Genomic DNA, 20,872 nt, shown 5'->3' with positions numbered 1-20,872 from the left:
CGGCGTTATTCGGGGACGCCGAGCGCGCCATGCCGCGTCACCGCGCCTTCGGCCACGAACCGGCTTGCATGCCGGTCCGCTACGGCAGCGCCGACCAGGGATTGGCGAAACCCCGCGTCCGGCCACAGACAAATCTTTTCGGCCTCTTCCGATCCAGTCAAGACGACAGCGCTTTAGCTGTCCCTCTTTACCCTCAGCATGTTTTCCATAAAAAAACCCGGATCGCTTGCGCGAATCCGGGTTTTGTCAGGCCCTTGCAGGCCACTTTGGAATTGCTCGGTTATTCGACTTCCAGCGTTTCTTCCGGGGCCGATGGCGGTGGCACATCTCCTTCCGCAAAATCGAGCTTGATCTGCTCCTTGTCGTCCATATCGACGGTCACACGACCTCCGGAAACGAGTCGACCGAACAGCAGCTCATCGGCAAGCGCCTTGCGGATCATGTCCTGGATGAGTCTGGACATCGGTCGGGCGCCCATGAGCGGATCAAAGCCTTTCTTCGCCAGGAACTTGCGCAAGCTCTCGGTAAAGACCGCGTCGACCTTCTTCTCGTGCAACTGTTCTTCCAGCTGCATGAGGAACTTGTCGACCACGCGCAGGATGATCTCCTCATCAAGCGGCTTGAAGCTGATGATCGAATCAAGACGGTTGCGGAATTCCGGCGTGAACATCCGCTTGATATCGGCCATTTCATCCCCGGCTTCCTTCTTGTCGGTGAAGCCGATGGAACGCTTCTGCAGGCTTTCCGCGCCAGCATTCGTCGTCATGATGATGATGACGTTGCGGAAGTCGGCTTTGCGACCATTGTTGTCGGTCAGCGTGCCGTGATCCATGACCTGAAGCAGGATATTGAAGATATCCGGATGCGCTTTCTCGATTTCATCGAGCAGCAATACCGCATGCGGCTTCTTCGTGATTGCCTCGGTCAGCAGACCGCCCTGATCGAATCCGACATAGCCCGGAGGCGCGCCGATCAAGCGACTCACCGCATGACGCTCCATGTACTCCGACATGTCGAAGCGGATCAGCTCGATGCCCATGATGAATGCAAGCTGCTTCGCCACCTCTGTCTTGCCCACGCCGGTAGGACCGGAGAACAGGAAAGCACCGATAGGCTTGTCGGTTTTCCCGAGGCCAGCGCGAGCCATCTTGATGGCGGAACCCAAGGCTTCGATTGCCGGGTCCTGACCGAACACGACATTCTTCAGATCGCGATCGATGGTCTGCAGCTTGGTGCGGTCGTCCTGGTTGACCGACTGCGGAGGAATACGTGCAATCTTCGAAATGATTTCCTCGATTTCGGACTTGCCGATCGTCTTCTTCTGCTTCGACTTGGGCAGGATGCGCTGCGCCGCTCCAGCTTCGTCGATGACATCGATTGCCTTGTCCGGAAGATGCCTGTCATTGATGAAGCGCGCCGCGAGTTCCGCTGCAGAAGTCAGTGCGGATGCGGAGTACTTCACGCCATGATGCTCTTCGAAGCGGGACTTGAGGCCCCGCAGGATCTGAACGGTCTGTTCGACTGTCGGCTCGTTGACATCGATCTTCTGGAAGCGGCGTGACAGTGCGTGGTCCTTCTCGAACACGCCACGGAATTCCGTGTAGGTTGTCGCACCGATGCATTTCAGCTGGCCGCTCGACAGAGCCGGCTTGAGCAGATTGGATGCGTCCAGTGTGCCGCCCGATGCCGATCCGGCGCCGATGATCGTATGGATTTCATCGATGAACAGGATGCCGTTCGGGTTTTCCCGCAACTGTTTCAGCACAGCCTTCAGGCGCTGTTCGAAATCGCCGCGGTATTTGGTACCGGCAAGCAGAGCGCCCATGTCGAGCGAATACACCACTGCGTTCTGGAGCACCTCGGGAACATCGCCCTGGGTCACGCGCCATGCCAATCCCTCGGCGATGGCGGTCTTGCCGACGCCGGCTTCGCCAACCAGAAGCGGATTGTTCTTGCGGCGGCGGCAGAGAGTCTGAATGACGCGCTCGACTTCCGACTCGCGGCCGATGAGCGGATCAATCTTGCCGTCGGCAGCCATCTTGTTCAGATTCTGGGTGAACTGATCAAGAGGGCTTTCCTTCTGCTGCCCTTCGGCCTGAGCCTCTTCCGAGCCTTCCGGCGCCTTCTGGGAGTCGACCTGCTGGTCCTTGCGCACGCCGTGGGAAATGAAATTCACCACGTCGAGTCGCGTGACACCCTGCTGGTGCAGATAGTACACGGCATGAGAATCTTTTTCACCGAAGATCGCCACCAGCACATTGGCTCCCGTCACTTCCTTCTTGCCGTTGGAAGCGGACTGGACGTGCATGATGGCACGCTGGATCACGCGCTGGAAGCCCAGGGTTGGCTGGGTATCCACTTCGCTCGTGCCCGGCACGGTCGGCGTATTGTCGCTGATGAAATTGGTCAGCGTCTTACGCAGATCTTCGATATTGACTGCGCATGCGCGCAGCACTTCGGCCGCCGACGGATTGTCGAGCAGTGCAAGCAGCAAGTGCTCGACCGTAATGAACTCGTGCCGCGCCTGACGGGCTTCGACAAAAGCCATGTGCAAACTAACTTCAAGTTCCTGCGCAATCATGCTTCCTCCATCACGCATTGCAGGGGATGTCCTGCTTTTCTCGCGTGGGTTAATACTAATTCTACTTTAGTGGACGCTATGTCTTTCGGATAGACGCCGCACATTCCTTTTCCGTCTCGATGAACCTTGAGCATGATCTGCGTCGCGGTTTCTCGGTCTTTGTTGAAATACTCCTGGATGATTGCGACAACAAATTCCATGGGCGTATAGTCGTCATTCAAAAGTAAGACCTGATACATCGGCGGAGGCTTGAGCTTCTGCTCTTGCCTAGCAATTACCGTACCGTTGTCATGCTGAGTTGCCATGCGTTTAATCTAAGAACTTCCATCGGCGACCTGCGCCTCGGTAAAAGATATTCCATACGTATATTGATCTTACGCCCTTTCCGCGTATTGCGCAGATAATGCCCGATCGCCCAATTTCAAGAATTCTATTCTGCATTTGGCTTGCAAAAACTCAAAAAGTCCAGCGGAACCGCCTTGACTTTTATATTTTTTGCAGGAACAATGGTATCAGTTGACAAACAGAGCATTATGTTATCGTCAATATGAAGTGAGCAAGTTATAAGAGGGGGCAGCGTGTCGCGAGGCTTCTTGCTTTTACGGCTCGTGTGATTAGTTATTATTTGAAAGACGCTTTTATGGCAACAGGTACCGTCAAGTGGTTCAACGATTCCAAAGGCTTCGGATTCATCACTCCGGATGACGGCGGTGAAGATTTGTTCGCCCACTTCTCCGCAATCCAGATGAATGGCTTCAAGACTCTCAAAGAAGGTCAAAAGGTTTCGTTCGAAGTGACGCAAGGCCCGAAAGGCAAGCAAGCTTCCAACATTCAAGCCCCCTAATCACATCGATTAGCAAGAGCACGAAAAGCCCCGCCCAGCGGGGTTTTTTTTTCGTCCCGTGCGTTCCCGCCTTTGTAAGGTTTGCAGCATGCCCTCATCTGGATAATCTTTTGCATCCTGCCATCCAGATGCACACTGAAGACTTTTTACGTGCTTCCCGGAAATAGCGGTAAAGTTACGTGCCATGAAGCTTCGCCAAAAAATCCTTCTTCTAGCGATCACTCCGCTAATAGTTGCCTTGCTTGCAATTGCCATCGCAGTCAGACATCAAGCGAATCTGCTGGCGCAGCAGCAACGTGCATCAGTTGAGACCGCTTATCTGGCTAGCAAGGAAGCCGAACTGAGCCATTACGTAGCACTTGCCACGCGTTCAATAGCACATCTCTACGACTCCGGCCTCAATGACGAAGAGACGAAAATGAAGGCCATACACATTCTTGCATCCCTTGACTACGGTGATGATGGATACTTTTTCCTGTACGACCTGTCAGGCAAAAGCCTCATGCATCCCCGCCTGCCTGACTTAGTCGGTAAAAACCTCTGGGAGTTGCGTGATCCGGAAGGAAATCCAACCATTCAGAGATTGATTGCAAAAGCCAGATCCGGCGGCGGCCTGGTTCGCTATCTGTGGGAAAAACCATCCACGCGCAAAATGGCGCCTAAACTGGGCTATGTCGTCATGCTCGAACGCTGGGGCTGGATGCTCGGTACCGGCATCTATCTGGATGATGTCGACAACGCTCTGGCAAAGATCGATGCCCAGAGTTCCGTCAACATTCGCAGCACGATGTTGTGGATTGCAATTATCGCAATCGCAAGCTCGCTGACCGTCGCATTGTCCGGACTTGCGCTGAATATCAGCGAACACAGGGTAGCGGATGCAAAGCTGCGTGTTCTTGCACAGCGTGTCGTCCGTTCCCAGGAAGAAGAACGGGCACGCCTTTCCCGCGATCTGCATGACGGCATCAGTCAATGGCTGGTCTCTATCAAGCTGCAGGTGGAGTCCGGCATCGCCAAACTTGCCGCCAATGCCTCAAAACCCGAAATTGCGCGTGTTTCCTTCGATCGCGCTGCGGTACAGTTGAACGATGTGCTTGGCGAGGTGCGCAGAATATCGCATGATCTGCGTCCCGCGCTGCTTGACGATCTGGGACTGGCAGCAGCTCTAGATCATTTGGCCCGTGAATTCGGCGAGCATACTGCCATCGATGTCGATTTTCTTTCCGAGGGCGTTACGGAGGGTCTATCGGATGTTGCCAACACGGTCATGTTCAGGATTGCGCAGGAAGCGCTTACCAACATCAAGCGTCACGCCGGCGCCACTTCCGTTCGCATGCGCCTGACCGGCGGCAGGCATGAAGTCAGCCTTTACATTGCCGACAACGGCGTCGGCTTCGATGTTGCCGGCGTTTCCCAACATCCCAAACGAGGCATTGGCTTGCGCAATATGCATGAGCGTGTCAATACCGTCGGCGGCAGACTGGAGTTGAGCTCGTCCGGCGAAGGCACGAAAGTCGTTGCAATACTACCTCGGGTGTAATCTTCGGTGATCCTATTATGCAGACCCCGCCTTTTGTACATATCCTGCTTGTCGATGACCACCCGCTGGTGCGCGACGGCTTGCGAGCCCGGCTCGAAACCATTCCCCACTTCGAAGTTGTGGCTGAAGCCGGCAATGCAGGGGAAGCGTTGGAGCATGCCGCAAAACAAGCGATCGACCTCGTGCTGATGGACATCAATCTGTCAGGCATGAACGGCATCGAATTGACCGGCCGCTTTCATACACTCTATCCGGAGATCGCCGTGCTGATGCTGAGCATGCATGACAAGGCCGAATACGTCATGCAGGCTATCCAGGCGGGCGCGCGCGGTTATGTGCTCAAGGATGCGCCCGCAATGGATATCATTACGGCGATTGATACTGTCATGTCCGGGGGCATTTACTACAGTGCGGGACTGGCCAAGCAACTGGCCCGTCCCATGCCGCCGACGCTGCTGCTGACACCTCGCGAAAGGGAGGTTTTGCAATGCATTGCGACCGGGAAGTCGAACAAGCATATTGCGCGTGACATGAGCCTGAGCGTACGGACAATAGAAACGCATCGCCTCAACATCAAGCGCAAGCTCGGCATCGAAGGTCAGGCGGACCTGATCCGGTTCGCACTTGAACAGACCCAGATCAGGTAGCGCAACGCTGCAGCGCTTGCGGTTTGACTGTTCTGACGATCGCGGACGATTTTTCTGCAGTATGGCATTGTGTGGGGAAGTTGATCTCGCCGCATCGCTCCTTGTACTGCAGGCGACTCCCGTCGACCTCGTCTGGTCCGGTCAAGCCGGAAGCGCTCCAGCAACAGCAACAGCAAAAACAGAAAACAAAAAGGCCGGATCGATCCGGCCTTCCCATTACGGCATGCAGGCAGGTTGAAACCTGCAAAACAGCGCCGCGCGAATTACATGTTGGAGATCATGACGTCGCCGAAGCCCGAACAGGATACCTGCGTGGCGCCATCCATCAAGCGCGCGAAGTCATAGGTGACCTTCTTCGAGGTGATCGACTTTTCCATCGATGTGATGATCAGGTCCGCAGCCTCGGTCCAGCCCATGTGGCGCAGCATCATTTCCGCGGATAGAATCACCGAACCCGGATTGACATAGTCCTTGCCCGCATACTTCGGTGCCGTGCCATGGGTTGCTTCGAACATGGCGACGGAATCGGACAGGTTGGCACCCGGCGCGATGCCGATACCGCCCACCTGGGCAGCGAGCGCGTCGGAGATATAGTCGCCGTTCAGGTTCAGTGTCGCGATGACGCTGTATTCATTCGGACGCAGCAGGATCTGCTGCAGAAATGCATCCGCGATGGAATCCTTGACTGTGATTTCCTTGCCTGTCTTCGGATTCTTGAACTTGCACCACGGTCCGCCATCGATCAGCTCGGCACCGAATTCCTTCTGCGCCAGCGCGTAACCCCAGTCACGGAAGCCGCCTTCGGTGTACTTCATGATGTTGCCCTTGTGAACCAGGGTAACCGAGGGCTTGTCGTTGTCGATCGCATACTGGATTGCCTTGCGGACCAGGCGTTCCGTCCCCTCGCGCGAAACCGGCTTGACACCGATGCCGGATGTGTTCGGGAAACGAATCTTCTTGACGCCCATTTCCTTGACCAGGAAATCGATGAGTTTCTTGGCTCCGTCGGAGCCTTCCGCCCACTCGATGCCGGCATAGATATCTTCGGAATTCTCGCGGAAGATCACCATATCGGTCTTTTCCGGCTCGCGCACAGGCGAAGGCACGCCCTTGAAGTAACGTACGGGACGCAGGCAAACGTACAGATCGAGTTCCTGGCGCAGCGCAACGTTGAGCGAACGAATGCCGCCGCCAACCGGCGTCGTCAGCGGGCCCTTGATGGAGACGACATATTCTTTCAGGACCTGCAAGGTTTCCTCGGGCAGCCAGACATCGGGGCCATACACCTTGGTGGATTTTTCACCCGCGAAGATTTCCATCCAGCTGATCTTGCGCTTGCCGCCGTACGCCTTGGCCACTGCCGCGTCAACGACCTTGATCATCACCGGGCTGATATCCACGCCGGTACCGTCGCCTTCGAGGTAGGGGATGATCGGATTATCAGGCACGTTCAGGGAAAAATCGGCATTGACGGTGATTTTTTGGCCGTCTGCAGGCACTTTGATATGTTGATACATCGTAGGCTCCGGGAGTTAGGAGTAGGAAAAAAGGCCGTCTCTTGGTTCAAGAGCGCCTAATGGTGCGAGTTAACAATCTGCGGGTCAAATGATGGACGAACATCACGCCGGCACTGCGTCAACAATGCGCGCAAGCCCCTGGGCTTGCTGTGCTTTTCCTCGCCTCAGCATGATTTCGCCATATTTGCCTTCAACAAAATCTCCAACTCACAACACTAGCAAAATGCCGTTTGCCGCGTGAATGGACCGCCGGAATTTTCTGGCCGCAGCCAGCACTGTCTTCCTCGGTGCGCCTTGCAAGGATCATTTTGTTAGACGCTCTACATTTTTGTTTTCAAGCCAAGTCTTATATAAGACACAAGACCATATTTCGTATTATGCACCACTATTTTATTGGATGCCATCGTTTTTGATTCGGGCGCGGGATGATGAACGGGCTTGCATCCGGCATCCGGCGCACCGAAGTCAGGCCCGTGAAGACGCCCGAACCGAAGGCATGCGGCTCCCTACCAGATTAGCTCCTAAGCCGCAGACAATCAAAGCGTAAAATGCTGCCTCATGCACCCGCCTCACCTTTCTCCACTGATCGACATTGACCCGTGCCACTGATACTTTTCAATAAGCCGTTTGACGTCATGTGCCAGTTTTCCGCGCATGAACGGCGAAAAACCCTTGCCGATTATCTTGATATCCCGGGCATCTATCCTGCCGGACGCCTCGATGCCGACAGTGAGGGCCTAGTGCTGCTGACGGATGACGGAAAGTTGCAGCACCGGATCAGCCATCCGGACAGCAAGCAGGCCAAAACCTATATCGTGCAGGTTGAAGGCTTGCCTGATGACGACGCCCTCGCCCGGCTCAACGGTCCGCTTGATCTCGGCGATTTCGTGACTAGACCCTGCGATGCCAGACGCATCGAAGCACCGGAATGGGTCTGGGAGCGCCAGCCTCCGATTCGCCAACGCAATACCATTCCCACCAGTTGGATCGCATTGACGCTTTCGGAAGGGAAAAACCGGCAGGTGCGCCGCATGACAGCCGCCGTGGGATTGCCGACGCTGCGCCTGATCAGGATTGCCGTGGGCCCCTTTTCGCTTGCGACCCACCCGGTATGGCCCGGCGAGTGGCGCGAGGTGTCGGCGCATGAGCTTGATCGCTAGTGGGGTAGTCGGAAATCTGTTGAAGCGGATGATGCCCAATCCTGACAAGACAAGGAGTAAGGCACAGCAAGGCCGCGCCTTTGTCATGCCTTGCGCGATTTTTGACGCCGTATCGGCATGATTCTCGTCCACCATTTGATCAACAAATTTTTAACTCGCACCACTAGGCTGTGTTTGTTAAGCTGCTGCGCGATCCGAATTCGCGCCTGCGGTGCTCGGCATGCTGTTCGTACGCATGCGTTCCGCTCATCAACGCAATGCCGAGTCGCTCGCAACGCTGATCAAACACAGCTTAGAAAGACAGCAATTCCAGATCGAACAGGCGTTCGATCAGCCATATTGCCGCAAGCATGGCGATGGCCAATGACCCGGCCTGCAATACGATCCGCCGGTAAAAGACAGTGCGACGCAACGTAAAGGCCAAGGGCAGGAAAGCCGCCACAATCGCGAGCTGGCCCGCCTCGACGCCGACATTGAAGCCGACCAGTGCAAGGACCAGGGCATGGCCCGGCAAGCCGAGGTCAGCGAGGACGCTTGCAAAGCCGAATCCATGAATAAGTCCGAAAAGGAAGGCCATTATCCAGCGACGCTCGGAAAATATCGGCATTACATTATTCAATGCGGCGATCACCACCGATGCCGCAATCGTCGACTCGACCCATCTTGATGGCAGATTGACGATACCCAGCGTTGCGAGCGAAAGCGTGATCGAATGGGCGATGGTGAACGCGGTCACGATACCGAGAACATTCAGAAATACCGACTTGATTCCTTCGGCAGCCTGCCATGCGTCCTTGACACGCATGGCAACGGAAGGCAGCAACAGCGCCAGCAGGAACAGAATATGGTCGAATCCTATCCAGATGTGCCAGACGCCTTCCCTGAAATAATCGGCGAACTGGCCAAGCTTGCCAGGCCGGTCAAGCGTGAATTCCTGCCGCGACTGCTCGGGAGTGAAAACGCCGGTACGCGACTGCCCCTGATATTCGAGATGCAGCAGTCCCTTGTGCTGGGGATCGACATCGAAGAAAAGAGCATAGCGCGCCTGCAGCGTTTCAATCGCACGCCCGCATGTTGCTTCAAACTTCAGCACCGCATATGCGCCGTCAGTATGGTCATCAATCAGGTGCGCCTTCACCAGCGGCGCGCAAACGCTTCCGTCCGACGCCAGGGTAAGCCGTGACAATGCATAGGTTGCGATCTCTTCGTGCTTGGCCTTCACCTCGCCCCAGGTGATGCCGGCATCTCCATCGGCATCAAGGCCGATGGCAAAGTCCAGGTCGCGCAAGGCGATGTCCCATTGTCCCGAGATCACGGCATCATTGATGCTGAGCTTCAGATAGCTGTCGCTCGGCTTGTGCGCGTGAACGTTCCAAGTCTGCAGCAGCAAGGCCAGGAGAAGAAACATTTGCCCGAGCATCAGCGAATGCTCCTCAACTGGCGGGCAAGGGAAGCCAGCTTGCGGTCCTCGATCCGGCTCTCTTCAAGCCATTCCAGTACCGGCTGCGCGCTTGCGGCATCCTTCATCGCAATCGCAGACTTCAGATAGATTTCCGCATCGCGCGGCTCTCTTTGCACTTTCCAGTTTTCCTGCGCCAGCATGAGTGCGCGGCGCGGATCATTCTGCACCGCCAGCGCAAAACGCGCCTCCTCCTGCTGATGCACGGTTTCACCGCGCATCTGTGCGGCAGCGTAGCGGGCGCCGAGCAAGTCGGCCCTTTCCTTTGCGCTCGGCATCTGCAATTCACGCTCCGCAAATACCAGGCGCAGCAGAAGCACGTCCGATTGCTGTCTGTCCTTCAGCAAGTTGACAACCTCTGCCGCGCGACGCTGCTCCAGCAGCAGGTCCGCATAAGCGGCCAATAGAAAGGTATCGTTGATGCCAAGGGCAATCGCTTTCTTGAAATGCGTCTCCGCCACGTCGGGCAGGCTCTGGCGCTCCGCCAGTTCGGCCAGGCGTATTTCCAGCCACAGCCTGTTTTCGGGAGAGACGGAGGTCGCGGCGCTCACTTCCTTGTTCAAGGCGGCATATGCGGAAACGGCTTTTCCAGTCAATCCCTCCACCATGGCCACGCAGCCTAGTCCGATCAACGGGTCTCCCGCCTTGCGCAATGACTGGCAATCCTCGATGCCCTGTACATAGCGGGCCTGCACGATATGGATGATGGCCCTGAGAGCGAGAGCCCGGGCGTTTCCGGGATTGCGGCTCAGGACCTGATCGAGATCACTGACAGCGCCGGAAAAGTCATGTCGATACTGGCGCAGGCTGGCGCGCAGGATCTGAACATCCTCCGGCGGACTCTGCATATTCCACCACGGGCCGAGCGCCGCCTGCGCATATCCCAGATAACGTGGATCCCCTTCTTCCGACACCAGCCGATAGTAACGATCCGCAAGCCGGGTAGCGACCTGGACATTGTCCGGATTGCGCTTCAGGGTGGCCCGCAGCGATCCAAGTTCACGCGCAACCGGATCGTTGGCTTTAAATGGAAGCCTTTCAAGCACCTTGCCATCATTGTCGGGCACATACGGCGCGGCAGACCCCTGGCCGGCGCAGGAAAGGAATGCAAGCAGCGCGGCAAGGTGGCAGATGCGTTTCATGAGTCCGATAGATGAGCCGAGTAGGGAGCGGGGTTGCGGTACAGGCTGACTATCATAGCAACAATCCCACATGACGCAGCAATTCTGCTTTGGCCAGGCGGCATCGGCGACCCGGCCGGAACCCGCAGCATCATTTTTTCACTGTGGTGAAAGGACCTGTCAACCAGCCTTCTTCGAAGTCGTTAATTCGGTTGATTCGCAAGAATCGTATTCAACGTTAATAAAATTATTATTCAGTTAACAATTCAAGTTGAAGGACACATAATGAAAAATCTGATCGCTGCTCTCGTCGCCGGTTTGTTCGCAGTCTCCTCATTTGCTGCTACCCACGCCGCTGCCCCTGCTGCCCCCGCATCTCCTGCTGCTCCCGCTGCTGCGCCTGCTGCGGCACCTGCTGCTGCGGCACCCGCCACCAAAACGAAAAAAGCCAAAAAGAAAACAAAGCGGACAAAAAAAGCGGCGGCGAATACGGCTGCAAAATAATCACCGCGATTTCTCCATGAAAGGCAGGCTGTACAGCCTGCCTTTTTTCATGCCGCACCACCAACGCCGATACGCATCCCTTTGAGAGTCAGACGCGCTTGCATTTCATTTATCGGCTAAGCTTGCATGAAATGGACAACAACCAAACACCAGCACATATGATGAAGGCTCCGTCTTTACCACGCTTGATCATTGGCGCCATGATGGCAACCCTTGCCATGAGCGCATGGGGGCAGCAAGCCGCAAGATTTCCGGTAATTCCCCTGAACGCCGGAATTCACGTCATCAAGGCGGAGGTCGCCGCACGTGATGCAGAGCGGCAGCAAGGATTGATGTACCGGGAACGGATGGGACCGAACGAAGGAATGGTGTTCGTGTTCGAGGCCCCTGCGGGGGTCTGCATGTGGATGAAGAATACCTTCATTCCGCTATCTGTCGCCTTCATTGACGAGAGCGGAAAAATCATCAATATCGAAGACATGCAGCCGCAGACCACCGATTCGCATTGCGCGAAACGGCCGGCACGATACGCATTGGAGATGAACCAGGGCTGGTTCAAACAAAAAAATATCAAGCCTGGAAGCGTCATCCAGGGATTGCCCAACTAATTGACGGATTGCCGCTGCAGAATAAGCGGCCTCCGGATGGGCCTTAGCATGTCGCCGCAACGCCGGCACAAGACCTTACAACAATGCCGATGACGCCTCCATCGGCTGCGCTCGTACATGTTATTCAGCAGTAACAAGAAAAACCCGCAAGGCATCAGCCTTGCGGGTTTTCAGTCTCGCTATCGGCAATCAGGCAGGCAGCAGGCCCGCCTTGCAGATATATCAGGCCAGCGCTTTCAGGGCGGCTGCCAGGCGGCTCTTGTGGCGAGCTGCCTTGTTCTTGTGGATGATCTTCTTGTCGGCGATGCGGTCGATCGTCGAAACGGAAGCCTGGAATACTTGCGATGCTGCAGCTTTGTCGCCTGCCTCGATCGCCTTGCGAACAGCCTTGATCGCCGTACGCAGTGTCGAGCGCTGGCTGGAGTTGTGTGCGTTTTGCTTGACTGCTTGACGAGCACGCTTGCGCGCCTGTGCGGTATTTGCCATTTATTATTTCCTAAATCGAAATCGGACTGCGTTCGCAGATTGCGAGACAGAATTCTGTAAAGCTGCGGATTATAACGCAATTTTCAGGGATAGATCAATCAGGATTATTTCCTCTTTCCGCCGGGGTCGTTCGGCTAAATTGACGCATGGATGCAGCGGCTATAATTGCGCCCCATGAATCTTCTCAAGACGCTTGCCACTGTTTCCGGCATGACCATGCTGTCCCGCGTGACGGGGCTATTGCGCGAATTGCTGTTCGCGCGAGCTTTTGGCGCATCCGCATACACGGATGCCTTCAATGTCGCTTTTCGCATTCCCAACCTCCTGCGCCGCCTGTTTGCCGAAGGCGCGTTTTCGCAAGCGTTCGTGCCGATTCTTGCGGAGTACAAAAATCAGAAAGGCGAAGCGGCCACCAAGGATCTGGCTGACCATGTCGCGACTGTCCTGATCTGGGCGCTGGTACTTACTTGCCTTCTCGGCATTGCGGCAGCGCCGGTCGTTGTCTATTTCATTGCCACCGGACTCAAGGCCGACCCGTCGGCCTTCTCTTCAGCCGTGGTAATGACGCGCATCATGTTTCCCTATATCGGATTCATGGCATTCGTTGCCCTGGCCGGAGGCATATTGAATACCTGGCGCCAGTTCCGCATTCCCGCGGTGACGCCTGTCCTGCTGAACCTGTCATTCATCGTGGCATCCCTGTTCGTGGCGCCGCACATGGAACAACCCGTCTACGCCCTCGCCTTTGCCGTGGTGGCCGGCGGACTGTTGCAGGTCGGCATACAAATTCCGGCCCTGCTCAAGATCGGCATGCTTCCACGGATTGGCTTCGGGCTGAAAGCGGCATTGCAGGACCAGGGAGTGCGGCGGGTGCTGCGCCAGATGGTGCCGGCGATTGTCGCGGTGTCGGTCGCCCAGATCAGCATCATCATCAACACCAATATTGCTTCGCGCCTTGCCAGTGGCAGTGTGTCATGGCTGACCTATGCCGATCGCCTGATGGAGTTTCCCACCGCATTGCTGGGCGTGGCCTTGGGCACGATTCTGCTGCCCAGTCTTTCGAAAGCGCATGCCGACAAGGATGCCGGGGAATACTCTTCGCTGCTGGACTGGGGATTGAGACTGACCTTTCTCCTCGCGCTGCCTTCGGCGGTCGGGCTTGCCACCCTGTCCGAAGCGCTGACGACCACTCTGTTTCACTATGGGAAATTTGATGAGGTATCCGTGAGGATGACCGGCCAGGCATTGATCGCGTATGGCGTCGGCTTGATCGGCCTGATCGTGGTGAAGATTCTCGCCCCCGGCTTCTATGCAAAACAGGATATCCGCACGCCGGTAAAAATTGCTGTAGTCGTATTGATTGCAACGCAAGTGATGAATTTCGTTTTCGTCCCCTATTTCAAGCATGCCGGACTTGCCTTGTCGGTCGGTATCGGCGCATGCCTGAATGCCATATTCCTCTACATCGGATTGCGGCGCCGCAACATCTACGTTCCGCTTGATGGCTGGGGCCTGTTTTTCATCCGGATATGCGGAGCGCTGGCCTTGCTTGCGGCGGTTGCATTATGGACAGCCGGCAATTTTGACTGGATAGGACTCCAGTCCCGCCCTTTGCATCGGGTTGGTGCCCTTGCATTGGTGATGCTTGCTTGCGCGATCACCTACTTCGGATCATTGCTTGCGATGGGTTTCCGCTTCCGCGACTTCAAGCGCGTGAGCCGTTGACCTGGCCGGATTTCCATCCCGCCCTTTCAATGGCTGCCGCATGGTTTATGATGGTCATGTATGGAAATCCAATCTCTAGAATATTTTGCCTCGCTAGTACAGCAAGACGACTCCATCCCGTTGTTCGAGGCCGCCTTGGCCATTGCACAGGATGTGGAACCGCAACTCGATCTGGCCGCCACCCAGGTGGAAGTCGACATTCTTGCGGCCCGTCTGCAGCGCCGGCTTGCTCCGGATGCCTCCAGCGTGCAGAAACTCCGACTGCTCAATCATTTCTTTTACCGGGAACTTGGTTTTGCGGGAAACGTAAACGATTACTACGATCCGGACAACAGCTACCTGCACAAAGTCATTCGTTCACGCCGCGGCATTCCGATTTCACTGGCGGTGCTTTACATGGAGCTTGCCCAGCAGATCGGGCTTAATGTAAGGGGCATCTCCTTCCCTGGCCATTTCCTGATGAAACTGTCGGTGCAGTCCGGAGACATCGTGCTTGATCCCTTCAATGGCGCCAGCCTTTCGCGCGAGGAGCTGGAAGAAAGGCTGGAACCGTACTTCGAGCACCAGAGTTATCCTGGCGCCATTCCGCTGTCCTACTATCTGCATGCCGCCCACCCGCGTGAAATCCTGGTACGGATGCTGCGCAATCTGAAATCATTATTTTTCGAACACATGCACTGGCAACGCCTGCTCGGCGTACAGCAGCGCCTGCTCATCCTGCTCCCGGACGAGATCACGGAGCGCCGTGACCGCGGCCTGGCCTATGCCAATCTGGAATGTCCGCAAGCCGCGCTGGACGACCTCGAAGCTTATCTGGCCGAACGTCCCTATGCCCCCGACGCCGAGACCTTGCGCAGCAAGCTCCCAAAACTGCGAGAGGCAAGCAGGCGCCTCAACTAGGCTGTGTTTGCTAGAGCGTCGCGAGCGGTTCGGAGCGGCGTTGCGCTCAGGAGCGGGAGCGCACGCGTACGGGTAGCATGCCGAGCACCGCAGGCGCGGACCCGGACCGAACAGCAGCCAGGCAAACGCAGCTTGGGCGAACAAGCCATCGTAAGCCTCGGGCCATTTTCAGCCTTTGGCCTTGGCTTCGATCGCTTCCCATTTCTCCAGGCTCTCAAGCAATTTCTCGTCGATTTCCGCGAAACGCTGATTGAGTCGCTGCACTTCGTCCGGCTTCTGACGATACAGCTCGGGATCGGCAAGCTGCTCCGAAATCGTTTTCTGTTCCGCTTCGAGCTTGGCAATCAGATCCGGCAATGTTTCCAGTTCGCGCTGCTCCTTGTAGCTTAGCTTCTTTGCCTTGTTTGCGGTTGCAGCGGTTGCAGTTGCGCCGCCATCCTTGGGGACCGCCTTGCTTTCCGCCTTGGCCACAGGCTTGACAGCCGGTTTCGCGCCAGCCGCCGAGCGCACCCTTTCCCAGTCGGTATAACCGCCGACATATTCCCGCCAAAATCCGTCGCCTTCGGCAACAATCACCTGGGTCACGACATTGTCAAGAAACATGCGGTCGTGGCTGACCAGGAAAACCGTTCCGCTGTATTCCTCGAGAAGTTCTTCCAGCAGTTCGAGGGTATCGATATCGAGGTCGTTGGTCGGCTCGTCAAGCACCAGCACATTGGCCGGCTTGGCGAAAAGGCGAGCGAGCAGCAAGCGGTTGCGCTCGCCGCCGGACAGGGATTTCACAGGCGAGCGGGCACGCTCGGGGGCAAACAGGAAATCGCCCAGATAGGTCATCACATGCTTGCGCTGGCCATTGATTTCGACCCAGTCGCTGCCGGGGGCAATCGTCTCCGCCAGGCTGGCCTCTTCGTTGAGCTGGGCCCGCATCTGGTCGAAATAAGCCACCTGCAGGCGCGCGCCCTGCTTGACCGTACCGCTGTCCGGCTGCTCCTCGCCAAGAATAAGCTTCAGCATCGTGGTCTTGCCCGCGCCGTTCGGGCCGATCAGGCCTACCTTGTCGCCGCGCATGATGATGGCATTGAAGTCCTGCACGATGGACTTGTCGCCATAGCGCTTGCTGATATCGACCAGCTCCGCGACGATCTTGCCGGAGCGCTCTCCCGCCGACACATCCAGCTTCACCTGGCCCTGCTGCTCGCGCCGCGCGCTGCGGGTGCGGCGCAGATCCTCCAGCCGCTTGACCCTGCCTTCGTTCCGCGTGCGCCGCGCTTCCACGCCCTTGCGGATCCAGACCTCTTCCTGCGCCAGGAATTTGTCGAACTTGGCGTTTTCGATTGCCTCGATTTCCAGCTGTTCCGCCTTGCGCGTCTGATAGGCGCTGAAATTCCCCGGGAAGGACAGGAGCCTTCCGCGGTCGAGTTCGATAATGCGGGTCGCGACATTATCCAGGAACGACCGGTCGTGGGTGATGAACAGGATGCTGCCCTTGAAGTCGCGCAGCAGTGATTCCAGCCAAAGAATGGAAGTGAAATCCAGGTGGTTGGTCGGCTCGTCGAGCAGGAGCACATCCGGCATGCCGACCAGCGCCTGGGCGAGGGCGACACGCTTTTGCGTACCGCCCGACAAGGTGCCCATGATCGCATCCTTGTTCAGGCTCAGGCGGGCCAGGACCGTCTCCACGCGATTGCCCAGGCTCCAGGCGTCCGCTGCATCAAGCTTTACCTGGATGGCATGCATGCGGTCCATCAGGGCATCATCATTGTCGCCGCCGAATTGGCCTGAAATTTCGTTATATTCATTGAGCAGTGCGGGCAGTTCACCCAGGCCACTGGCTACCGCATCGAAAACGCTCATCTCCTGAGCGAACTGCGGTTCCTGCTGCACATAGGCGATTTTGATGCCCTGCTGCATCACGAGCAGTCCGTCGTCCAGCCTGGACATGCCGGCAATGATCTTCAGAAGCGAAGACTTGCCGGTACCGTTCCGGCCAATCAAGCCGACGCGCTCGCCGGCTTCAAGAGAAAACTCGGCGTGATCAAGCAATGCAACATGCCCGAACGCAAGTTGAGCATCAGTAAGAGAAATGACTGCCATATGAAAAGTGCTTATGCGGGGGAACTACGGCCGTTCCCTAGGAAACGGAAGGATGAAACATGCATTGTACCGATTGCAAAACAATGAGAGGTATTTCTCTCCCGGTCTCGGCTATAATCTCGGGTGTTGACGCAAGTTCATTGCGTCAACACCCGCGTGTCTCGCCGTAGTTCAATGGATAGAACGAGTGCCTCCTAAGCGCTAGATACAGGTTCGATTCCTGTCGGCGGGACCAACTTTCCCACTTCCTATCAATAGATTACAGAGAGAGTGAGAAAGCGATGGGACACAAACGGGACAATTGCCCGATATTGCCTTAGCTCAATACACAAACCAGCCCGCGTATGCGGGCTTTTTGTTTTATGGCTCAAAGATCGACAACACCATATTCATGGGATAGTCGACAACTTGCTGCATGTAGAATCTGTTGCCTTTTATCAAATTTTTTTGACAAGGGCCTACTTTGAAAAAGCCGTTATTCACTACGTTCGCTATTGCCGCAGTGCTTCTCGTCTCCGGCTGTGCCAGTATGGGCAATGAGACATTGCGTACAGAGTCCGAAACTTCCGTTCAACAAAAGATTGTTGAGGGCAAGTCCACGAAGAACGACGTGCGCGCCATGTTTGGCTCACCTGTCAAAACCAGCTTCACTGACGGTGGTCTGGAAATCTGGAACTATGAATTTACGAATGTTTCCGCTGACGCGATTAGCTACGTCCCAATCGTAAATCTCTTTGGCGGTAGTGCCAGCGGAAAGAAGAAAGAACTCGTGGTCTTGTTCGACCAGAGCAATGTTGTTAAGCGCTTTTCGATGAGCGAGTCCAACGTTACCCAAAAGACCGGCCTCTTCAATAATTAATTGAACGAACTCGCAGGGATGGCTTCTGCCGCCCTGCAAACCGAGCAGTCGGGTTGGTGCCGCCAGGTGACTGCAGTTAAAACAAATAGGCACCAAAGTCTGAACGTACCAGACCCGACTCATCAAATGTGAACTTGCAATAGGTTATTTCCATTAGCAACCAGCCTGGTCATGGGAGCCACACCGCCAATACCCTGGTGAGGGCGGTGCCAGTTGTTGTGGTGCTGCCAACGCTCCAGCATGGCGATGCGCTCATTGGACTGCGGGTAGACAAGGCCGTATGCTCATTCGCGCAGTGCAGACTGAATGAAGCGCTCGGCCTTGCCGTTGGTCTGGGGTCGGTACGGCCGGGTGAAGCGCGACTTGAGGGCGAGGCCGCGCATGGCTGCGCCGAAGGCTTTTGAGTGGAAGGCCGAGCCATTGTCGGTCAGGATCGCCTTGGGACGCCGCCCAGCGAGCCAAACCAGGCATGGGCCTTGCGCAGGAAGTTGATGGCATTTTCCTTGGTTTCATTGCGGTACATCCAGGTAAAGGCAATGCGGGCATGGGCATCGATGGCCAGAGCACGTTGCGGGTGGGTGTACGGAAGCATCGGTTTGCCTTGGGAATCAAGCGAGAGGATTTCCATGTGGCGGACAACACCAGCGACGAACAACCTGTCATGCGCCCAAGACAGGTCGGAACGACCGTACATTCATTGGCAATCCGCTCCCGGCTCGGCAAACGCCGTCATGCAATTCCGAGATCTAGGCGGCTGCCGAACGGTCGGCAGCGGTCCGGCAAAGCTTGTCATCCAGCTGATCAAGCGTAAAGGGCTTGCGCAGGAAACCGTCAATCGCCGCCGTTGAAATGGATGTTGGTTCATTGATGTCGCCGCTGATGCCGAGCACTTTAATGTCGGGCTGCTTCTTCTTCGCGGCATCGATAAAGGACAGATCCATCATCGAATGATGCTTGTCGACCGGAACCACGAGAGCATCGAACAACACCATGTCGATGACCTTCAGGCCGGACACGATGTCCGTGACCACTGTTACGGCATGCCCGCGCGCTTTCAGCATTTGGCCAATGGTATCGGATGTGAGTTTGTCCGGGTCTGCGACAAGGATGGCGAGAGTCTTACGGTTCATTACCTGATCAGGAGTGCATGAAGTGGATGCATGAGTAAGGGAGATTAAGTGAACGCTCGGAAAATGTATGTATGAATTCATACATACATAAGCCCATCGGCTGCCACAATGGAAAATACGGTCCGAACGGGATGGCGGAAAGATGCGCATGAAGCCCAGTCCTTAGCAGAAGGCTCGTCGCTACAAATGCCGCATGCGAAGATCTTGAGTCATTGGGCCGAAAGCCCTGATCCCAAACCGGGGGTGTCAATCTGTTCACGCTTGACGGATGCTTTCCGGCTTATGCCGAGTCATGCCGGCTTACTGCGGTGGCGCGCCTCTGCCGCCATGGCTTTCACGCATGGATGATCTGTAGCCTGGAGCACCCGGACCCGCCGCCGAGCCGCGGCCACGTCCGGGAGGGGCTTCACCATGCGGCTGCGGATGAACATGGGGCGCCGGCGCCGACGATCGGTTTTCCGCATGCGGACCGTGATGATGATGAGGGATGCGTCCATCTCCCCGATATGCGGGATGTGCTTCACGGCGCCAGTCCCGGTAACCGTAGACAGGGGGACCGCGATGGACGGGAGGACCATAGACCGGGTAAGGAACTTGATAGACCGGATATGGGTTGCTGTAGATCTGGACGGAAGAATGCACTGGATAGGGTTCATCGATTGGAACGGCAATGCAACCCGAAAGCAGCATACCGGGCACGATGCAAGCGATTATGCGTTTCATGACAACCCTTGGATTCCCGAACATAGATGGATGAACAGCTACTACATGATTAATGTAACAACCACCCGCGGGCCGCTCTATCAGCGTTACGCAATGTAACAACGCGACTTACAGCACTGACGTATTTTATGGAAGCTTCATGATCCGGCGGCGCATTTTCCCGGAAGAGAACCACGAAAAGTACAGCAAGTTTGCGCTGGAGTACTGTTCTTCCTCGCATGTTTCAGGTTCTAATACGTTATTAAAAATTAAAATTTTGTCATGCCCAAAACTAACTGCCCCGATTGCAAGAAGAAGACAGCTGCGATGAACGCGTCGTGCCCGCATTGCGGTTTCCCATTAACGCCTCCCCAGATTCCACGTCGGCGCCTCCTGGCTGAAGCCACTGAACAGGTAAGCGGATTGACAAAGATCCTGGTGGGCGTCAGCGGCGTGTGCGCGGCGATCCTGCTGTTCCAGGATTAATTACTTATAGAGATGCCGTAATGCTCAATGAGCCTTACCAAACCCTCAAGGCACAGTTCCTAATGTGGTCAGTCACGCTGTCGGGCGTGCTGGCTGATGATGCCGCCATGCTTGCCTTGCTATTCTGCTAGGCAGTGTTCGAGAAGCGTCGCGAGCGGTTCGTAGCGGCCTTGCATTGAGGAGCGAAAGCGCACGCGTACGGAGGTACGCCGAGCACCGCAGGTGCGGATCCAGTCCGGGACCGAACAGCAGCCTGCCAAACACAAGCTGGAGCAGTGAATGTGAATGCGGCGCTATCGTTCGAAAAGCGCAAATCAGCGAGAGCCTTCGGTTTCCCCATGCGATCAACGCTTCCGTGAGCGATCAGGTGAACTGCGGCAGCCGCAGCAGGTGCAATGCGTCGCTTGTCAGGCCCTGTGCTGTTTCTCGCGCTGGGAAGCAGAAGCGCGTAACTCAACAATCCTCATCAGTTCTTACTACTCCCCCGCGTTGACGTGAAAATAAACACG

The 20,872-nt window shown here is 56.1% G+C and carries 17 protein-coding genes, 1 tRNA gene and 1 pseudogene; 10 read left to right on the top strand and 9 right to left on the bottom strand.

The genetic code is table 11. The annotated features are described in order from the left end of the window. Positions 1–280 precede the first annotated feature (280 nt). Complete coding sequence (gene clpA, locus FH061_RS15050) at positions 281–2,581, bottom strand: ATP-dependent Clp protease ATP-binding subunit ClpA (RefSeq protein WP_151636642.1); 2,301 nt, start codon at positions 2,579–2,581, stop codon at positions 281–283. Next, positions 2,578–2,886 (bottom strand): ATP-dependent Clp protease adapter ClpS, encoded by a 309-nt coding sequence (clpS, locus tag FH061_RS15045; protein WP_151636641.1) that lies wholly within the window; start codon positions 2,884–2,886, stop codon positions 2,578–2,580. Before clpS ends, clpA begins: the two co-directional genes overlap by 4 nt. A gap of 335 nt (positions 2,887–3,221) precedes the next feature. Between clpS and cspE the strand changes: the two genes are divergently transcribed. The 3 genes from cspE to FH061_RS15030 all read left to right on the top strand — a co-directional run bounded on the left by cspE (position 3,222) and on the right by FH061_RS15030 (position 5,612). Beyond that, the gene (cspE, locus tag FH061_RS15040; protein WP_057292838.1) at positions 3,222–3,425 is read left to right on the top strand and encodes a transcription antiterminator/RNA stability regulator CspE; all 204 of its coding nucleotides are present in this window, start codon (positions 3,222–3,224) and stop codon (positions 3,423–3,425) included. A 184-nt stretch (positions 3,426–3,609) separates the two neighbouring features. Next, complete coding sequence (locus FH061_RS15035) at positions 3,610–4,965, top strand: cache domain-containing protein (protein ID WP_151636640.1); 1,356 nt, start codon at positions 3,610–3,612, stop codon at positions 4,963–4,965. Between the two features lie 17 nt (positions 4,966–4,982). After that, complete coding sequence (locus FH061_RS15030) at positions 4,983–5,612, top strand: response regulator transcription factor (protein WP_151636639.1); 630 nt, start codon at positions 4,983–4,985, stop codon at positions 5,610–5,612. A gap of 263 nt (positions 5,613–5,875) precedes the next feature. On the opposite strand, the gene icd is transcribed toward FH061_RS15030, so the two are convergent. Next, the gene (gene icd / locus FH061_RS15025; RefSeq protein ID WP_151636638.1) at positions 5,876–7,129 is read right to left on the bottom strand and encodes an NADP-dependent isocitrate dehydrogenase; all 1,254 of its coding nucleotides are present in this window, start codon (positions 7,127–7,129) and stop codon (positions 5,876–5,878) included. A gap of 599 nt (positions 7,130–7,728) precedes the next feature. Here icd and FH061_RS15020 point away from each other — a divergent pair. After that, a complete protein-coding gene (locus FH061_RS15020) occupies positions 7,729–8,289 on the top strand; it encodes a pseudouridine synthase (protein ID WP_151636637.1) in 561 nt (186 codons plus the stop codon). Positions 8,290–8,581: 292 nt separating this feature from the next. On the opposite strand, the gene FH061_RS15015 is transcribed toward FH061_RS15020, so the two are convergent. Both FH061_RS15015 and FH061_RS15010 read right to left on the bottom strand, forming a co-directional pair. Further along, entirely contained in the window at positions 8,582–9,709 is a 1,128-nt protein-coding gene (locus FH061_RS15015; RefSeq protein WP_151636636.1) for a HupE/UreJ family protein, read from the bottom strand. Then, on the bottom strand, positions 9,709–10,890 hold the full coding sequence (locus tag FH061_RS15010; protein WP_151636635.1) for a tetratricopeptide repeat protein: 1,182 nt from the start codon (positions 10,888–10,890) through the stop codon (positions 9,709–9,711). Before FH061_RS15010 ends, FH061_RS15015 begins: the two co-directional genes overlap by 1 nt. 264 nt (positions 10,891–11,154) lie before the next feature. On the opposite strand from FH061_RS15010, the gene FH061_RS30475 reads away from it, so the two are divergent. Next, entirely contained in the window at positions 11,155–11,373 is a 219-nt protein-coding gene (locus tag FH061_RS30475; protein WP_192805075.1) for a hypothetical protein, read from the top strand. A 203-nt stretch (positions 11,374–11,576) separates the two neighbouring features. Beyond that, complete coding sequence (locus tag FH061_RS15000; RefSeq protein ID WP_225984691.1) at positions 11,577–11,981, top strand: DUF192 domain-containing protein; 405 nt, start codon at positions 11,577–11,579, stop codon at positions 11,979–11,981. 222 nt (positions 11,982–12,203) lie between these two features. Here FH061_RS15000 and rpsT read toward each other — a convergent pair whose 3' ends face one another. Continuing rightward, the gene (gene rpsT, locus FH061_RS14995) at positions 12,204–12,467 is read right to left on the bottom strand and encodes a 30S ribosomal protein S20 (RefSeq protein WP_146328843.1); all 264 of its coding nucleotides are present in this window, start codon (positions 12,465–12,467) and stop codon (positions 12,204–12,206) included. A gap of 174 nt (positions 12,468–12,641) precedes the next feature. Here rpsT and murJ point away from each other — a divergent pair, with 174 nt between their 5' ends. Further along, positions 12,642–14,192 (top strand): murein biosynthesis integral membrane protein MurJ, encoded by a 1,551-nt coding sequence (gene murJ / locus FH061_RS14990; RefSeq protein WP_151636633.1) that lies wholly within the window; start codon positions 12,642–12,644, stop codon positions 14,190–14,192. 60 nt (positions 14,193–14,252) lie between these two features. Further along, entirely contained in the window at positions 14,253–15,092 is an 840-nt protein-coding gene (locus tag FH061_RS14985) for a SirB1 family protein (protein WP_151636632.1), read from the top strand. Between the two features lie 168 nt (positions 15,093–15,260). Here the strand turns inward: FH061_RS14985 and FH061_RS14980 are convergent, their stop codons facing one another. Beyond that, entirely contained in the window at positions 15,261–17,186 is a 1,926-nt protein-coding gene (locus tag FH061_RS14980; RefSeq protein WP_151636631.1) for an ATP-binding cassette domain-containing protein, read from the bottom strand. Between the two features lie 160 nt (positions 17,187–17,346). Here FH061_RS14980 and FH061_RS14975 point away from each other — a divergent pair. Further along, a tRNA-Arg gene (locus FH061_RS14975) sits at positions 17,347–17,421 on the top strand. A 228-nt stretch (positions 17,422–17,649) separates the two neighbouring features. Beyond that, positions 17,650–18,045: a hypothetical protein gene (locus FH061_RS14970; RefSeq protein WP_151636630.1), complete on the top strand. Its 396-nt coding sequence runs from the start codon at positions 17,650–17,652 to the stop codon at positions 18,043–18,045. Between the two features lie 122 nt (positions 18,046–18,167). Here the strand turns inward: FH061_RS14970 and FH061_RS30995 are convergent. Both FH061_RS30995 and FH061_RS14955 read right to left on the bottom strand, forming a co-directional pair. Beyond that, positions 18,168–18,607 (bottom strand): annotated as a pseudogene (locus tag FH061_RS30995) (integrase core domain-containing protein); the annotation flags it as partial. Positions 18,608–18,791: 184 nt separating this feature from the next. After that, the gene (locus tag FH061_RS14955) at positions 18,792–19,325 is read right to left on the bottom strand and encodes a DNA-binding transcriptional response regulator (RefSeq protein WP_151636627.1); all 534 of its coding nucleotides are present in this window, start codon (positions 19,323–19,325) and stop codon (positions 18,792–18,794) included. Positions 19,326–20,872: the final 1,547 nt, after the last annotated feature.

The organism is Noviherbaspirillum aerium, from assembly GCF_008929045.1.
GTDB lineage: Bacteria > Pseudomonadota > Gammaproteobacteria > Burkholderiales > Burkholderiaceae_D > Noviherbaspirillum > Noviherbaspirillum aerium.
This window is presented reverse-complemented; position numbering and strand designations above follow the sequence as displayed.

Bases quoted from the DNA above. Each gene is read 5' to 3' on its own strand.
- clpA (WP_151636642.1), bottom strand. From the start codon at position 2,581: ATGATTGCGCAGGAACTTGAAGTTAGTTTGCACATGGCTTTTGTCGAA.
- clpS (WP_151636641.1), bottom strand. From the start codon at position 2,886: ATGGCAACTCAGCATGACAACGGTACGGTAATTGCTAGGCAAGAGCAG.
- cspE (WP_057292838.1), top strand. From the start codon at position 3,222: ATGGCAACAGGTACCGTCAAGTGGTTCAACGATTCCAAAGGCTTCGGA.
- FH061_RS15035 (WP_151636640.1), top strand. From the start codon at position 3,610: ATGAAGCTTCGCCAAAAAATCCTTCTTCTAGCGATCACTCCGCTAATA.
- FH061_RS15030 (WP_151636639.1), top strand. From the start codon at position 4,983: ATGCAGACCCCGCCTTTTGTACATATCCTGCTTGTCGATGACCACCCG.
- icd (WP_151636638.1), bottom strand. From the start codon at position 7,129: ATGTATCAACATATCAAAGTGCCTGCAGACGGCCAAAAAATCACCGTC.
- FH061_RS15015 (WP_151636636.1), bottom strand. From the start codon at position 9,709: ATGCTCGGGCAAATGTTTCTTCTCCTGGCCTTGCTGCTGCAGACTTGG.
- FH061_RS15010 (WP_151636635.1), bottom strand. From the start codon at position 10,890: ATGAAACGCATCTGCCACCTTGCCGCGCTGCTTGCATTCCTTTCCTGC.
- FH061_RS30475 (WP_192805075.1), top strand. From the start codon at position 11,155: ATGAAAAATCTGATCGCTGCTCTCGTCGCCGGTTTGTTCGCAGTCTCC.
- FH061_RS15000 (WP_225984691.1), top strand. From the start codon at position 11,577: ATGGCAACCCTTGCCATGAGCGCATGGGGGCAGCAAGCCGCAAGATTT.
- rpsT (WP_146328843.1), bottom strand. From the start codon at position 12,467: ATGGCAAATACCGCACAGGCGCGCAAGCGTGCTCGTCAAGCAGTCAAG.
- murJ (WP_151636633.1), top strand. From the start codon at position 12,642: ATGAATCTTCTCAAGACGCTTGCCACTGTTTCCGGCATGACCATGCTG.
- FH061_RS14985 (WP_151636632.1), top strand. From the start codon at position 14,253: ATGGAAATCCAATCTCTAGAATATTTTGCCTCGCTAGTACAGCAAGAC.
- FH061_RS14980 (WP_151636631.1), bottom strand. From the start codon at position 17,186: ATGGCAGTCATTTCTCTTACTGATGCTCAACTTGCGTTCGGGCATGTT.
- FH061_RS14955 (WP_151636627.1), bottom strand. From the start codon at position 19,325: ATGCGCATCTTTCCGCCATCCCGTTCGGACCGTATTTTCCATTGTGGC.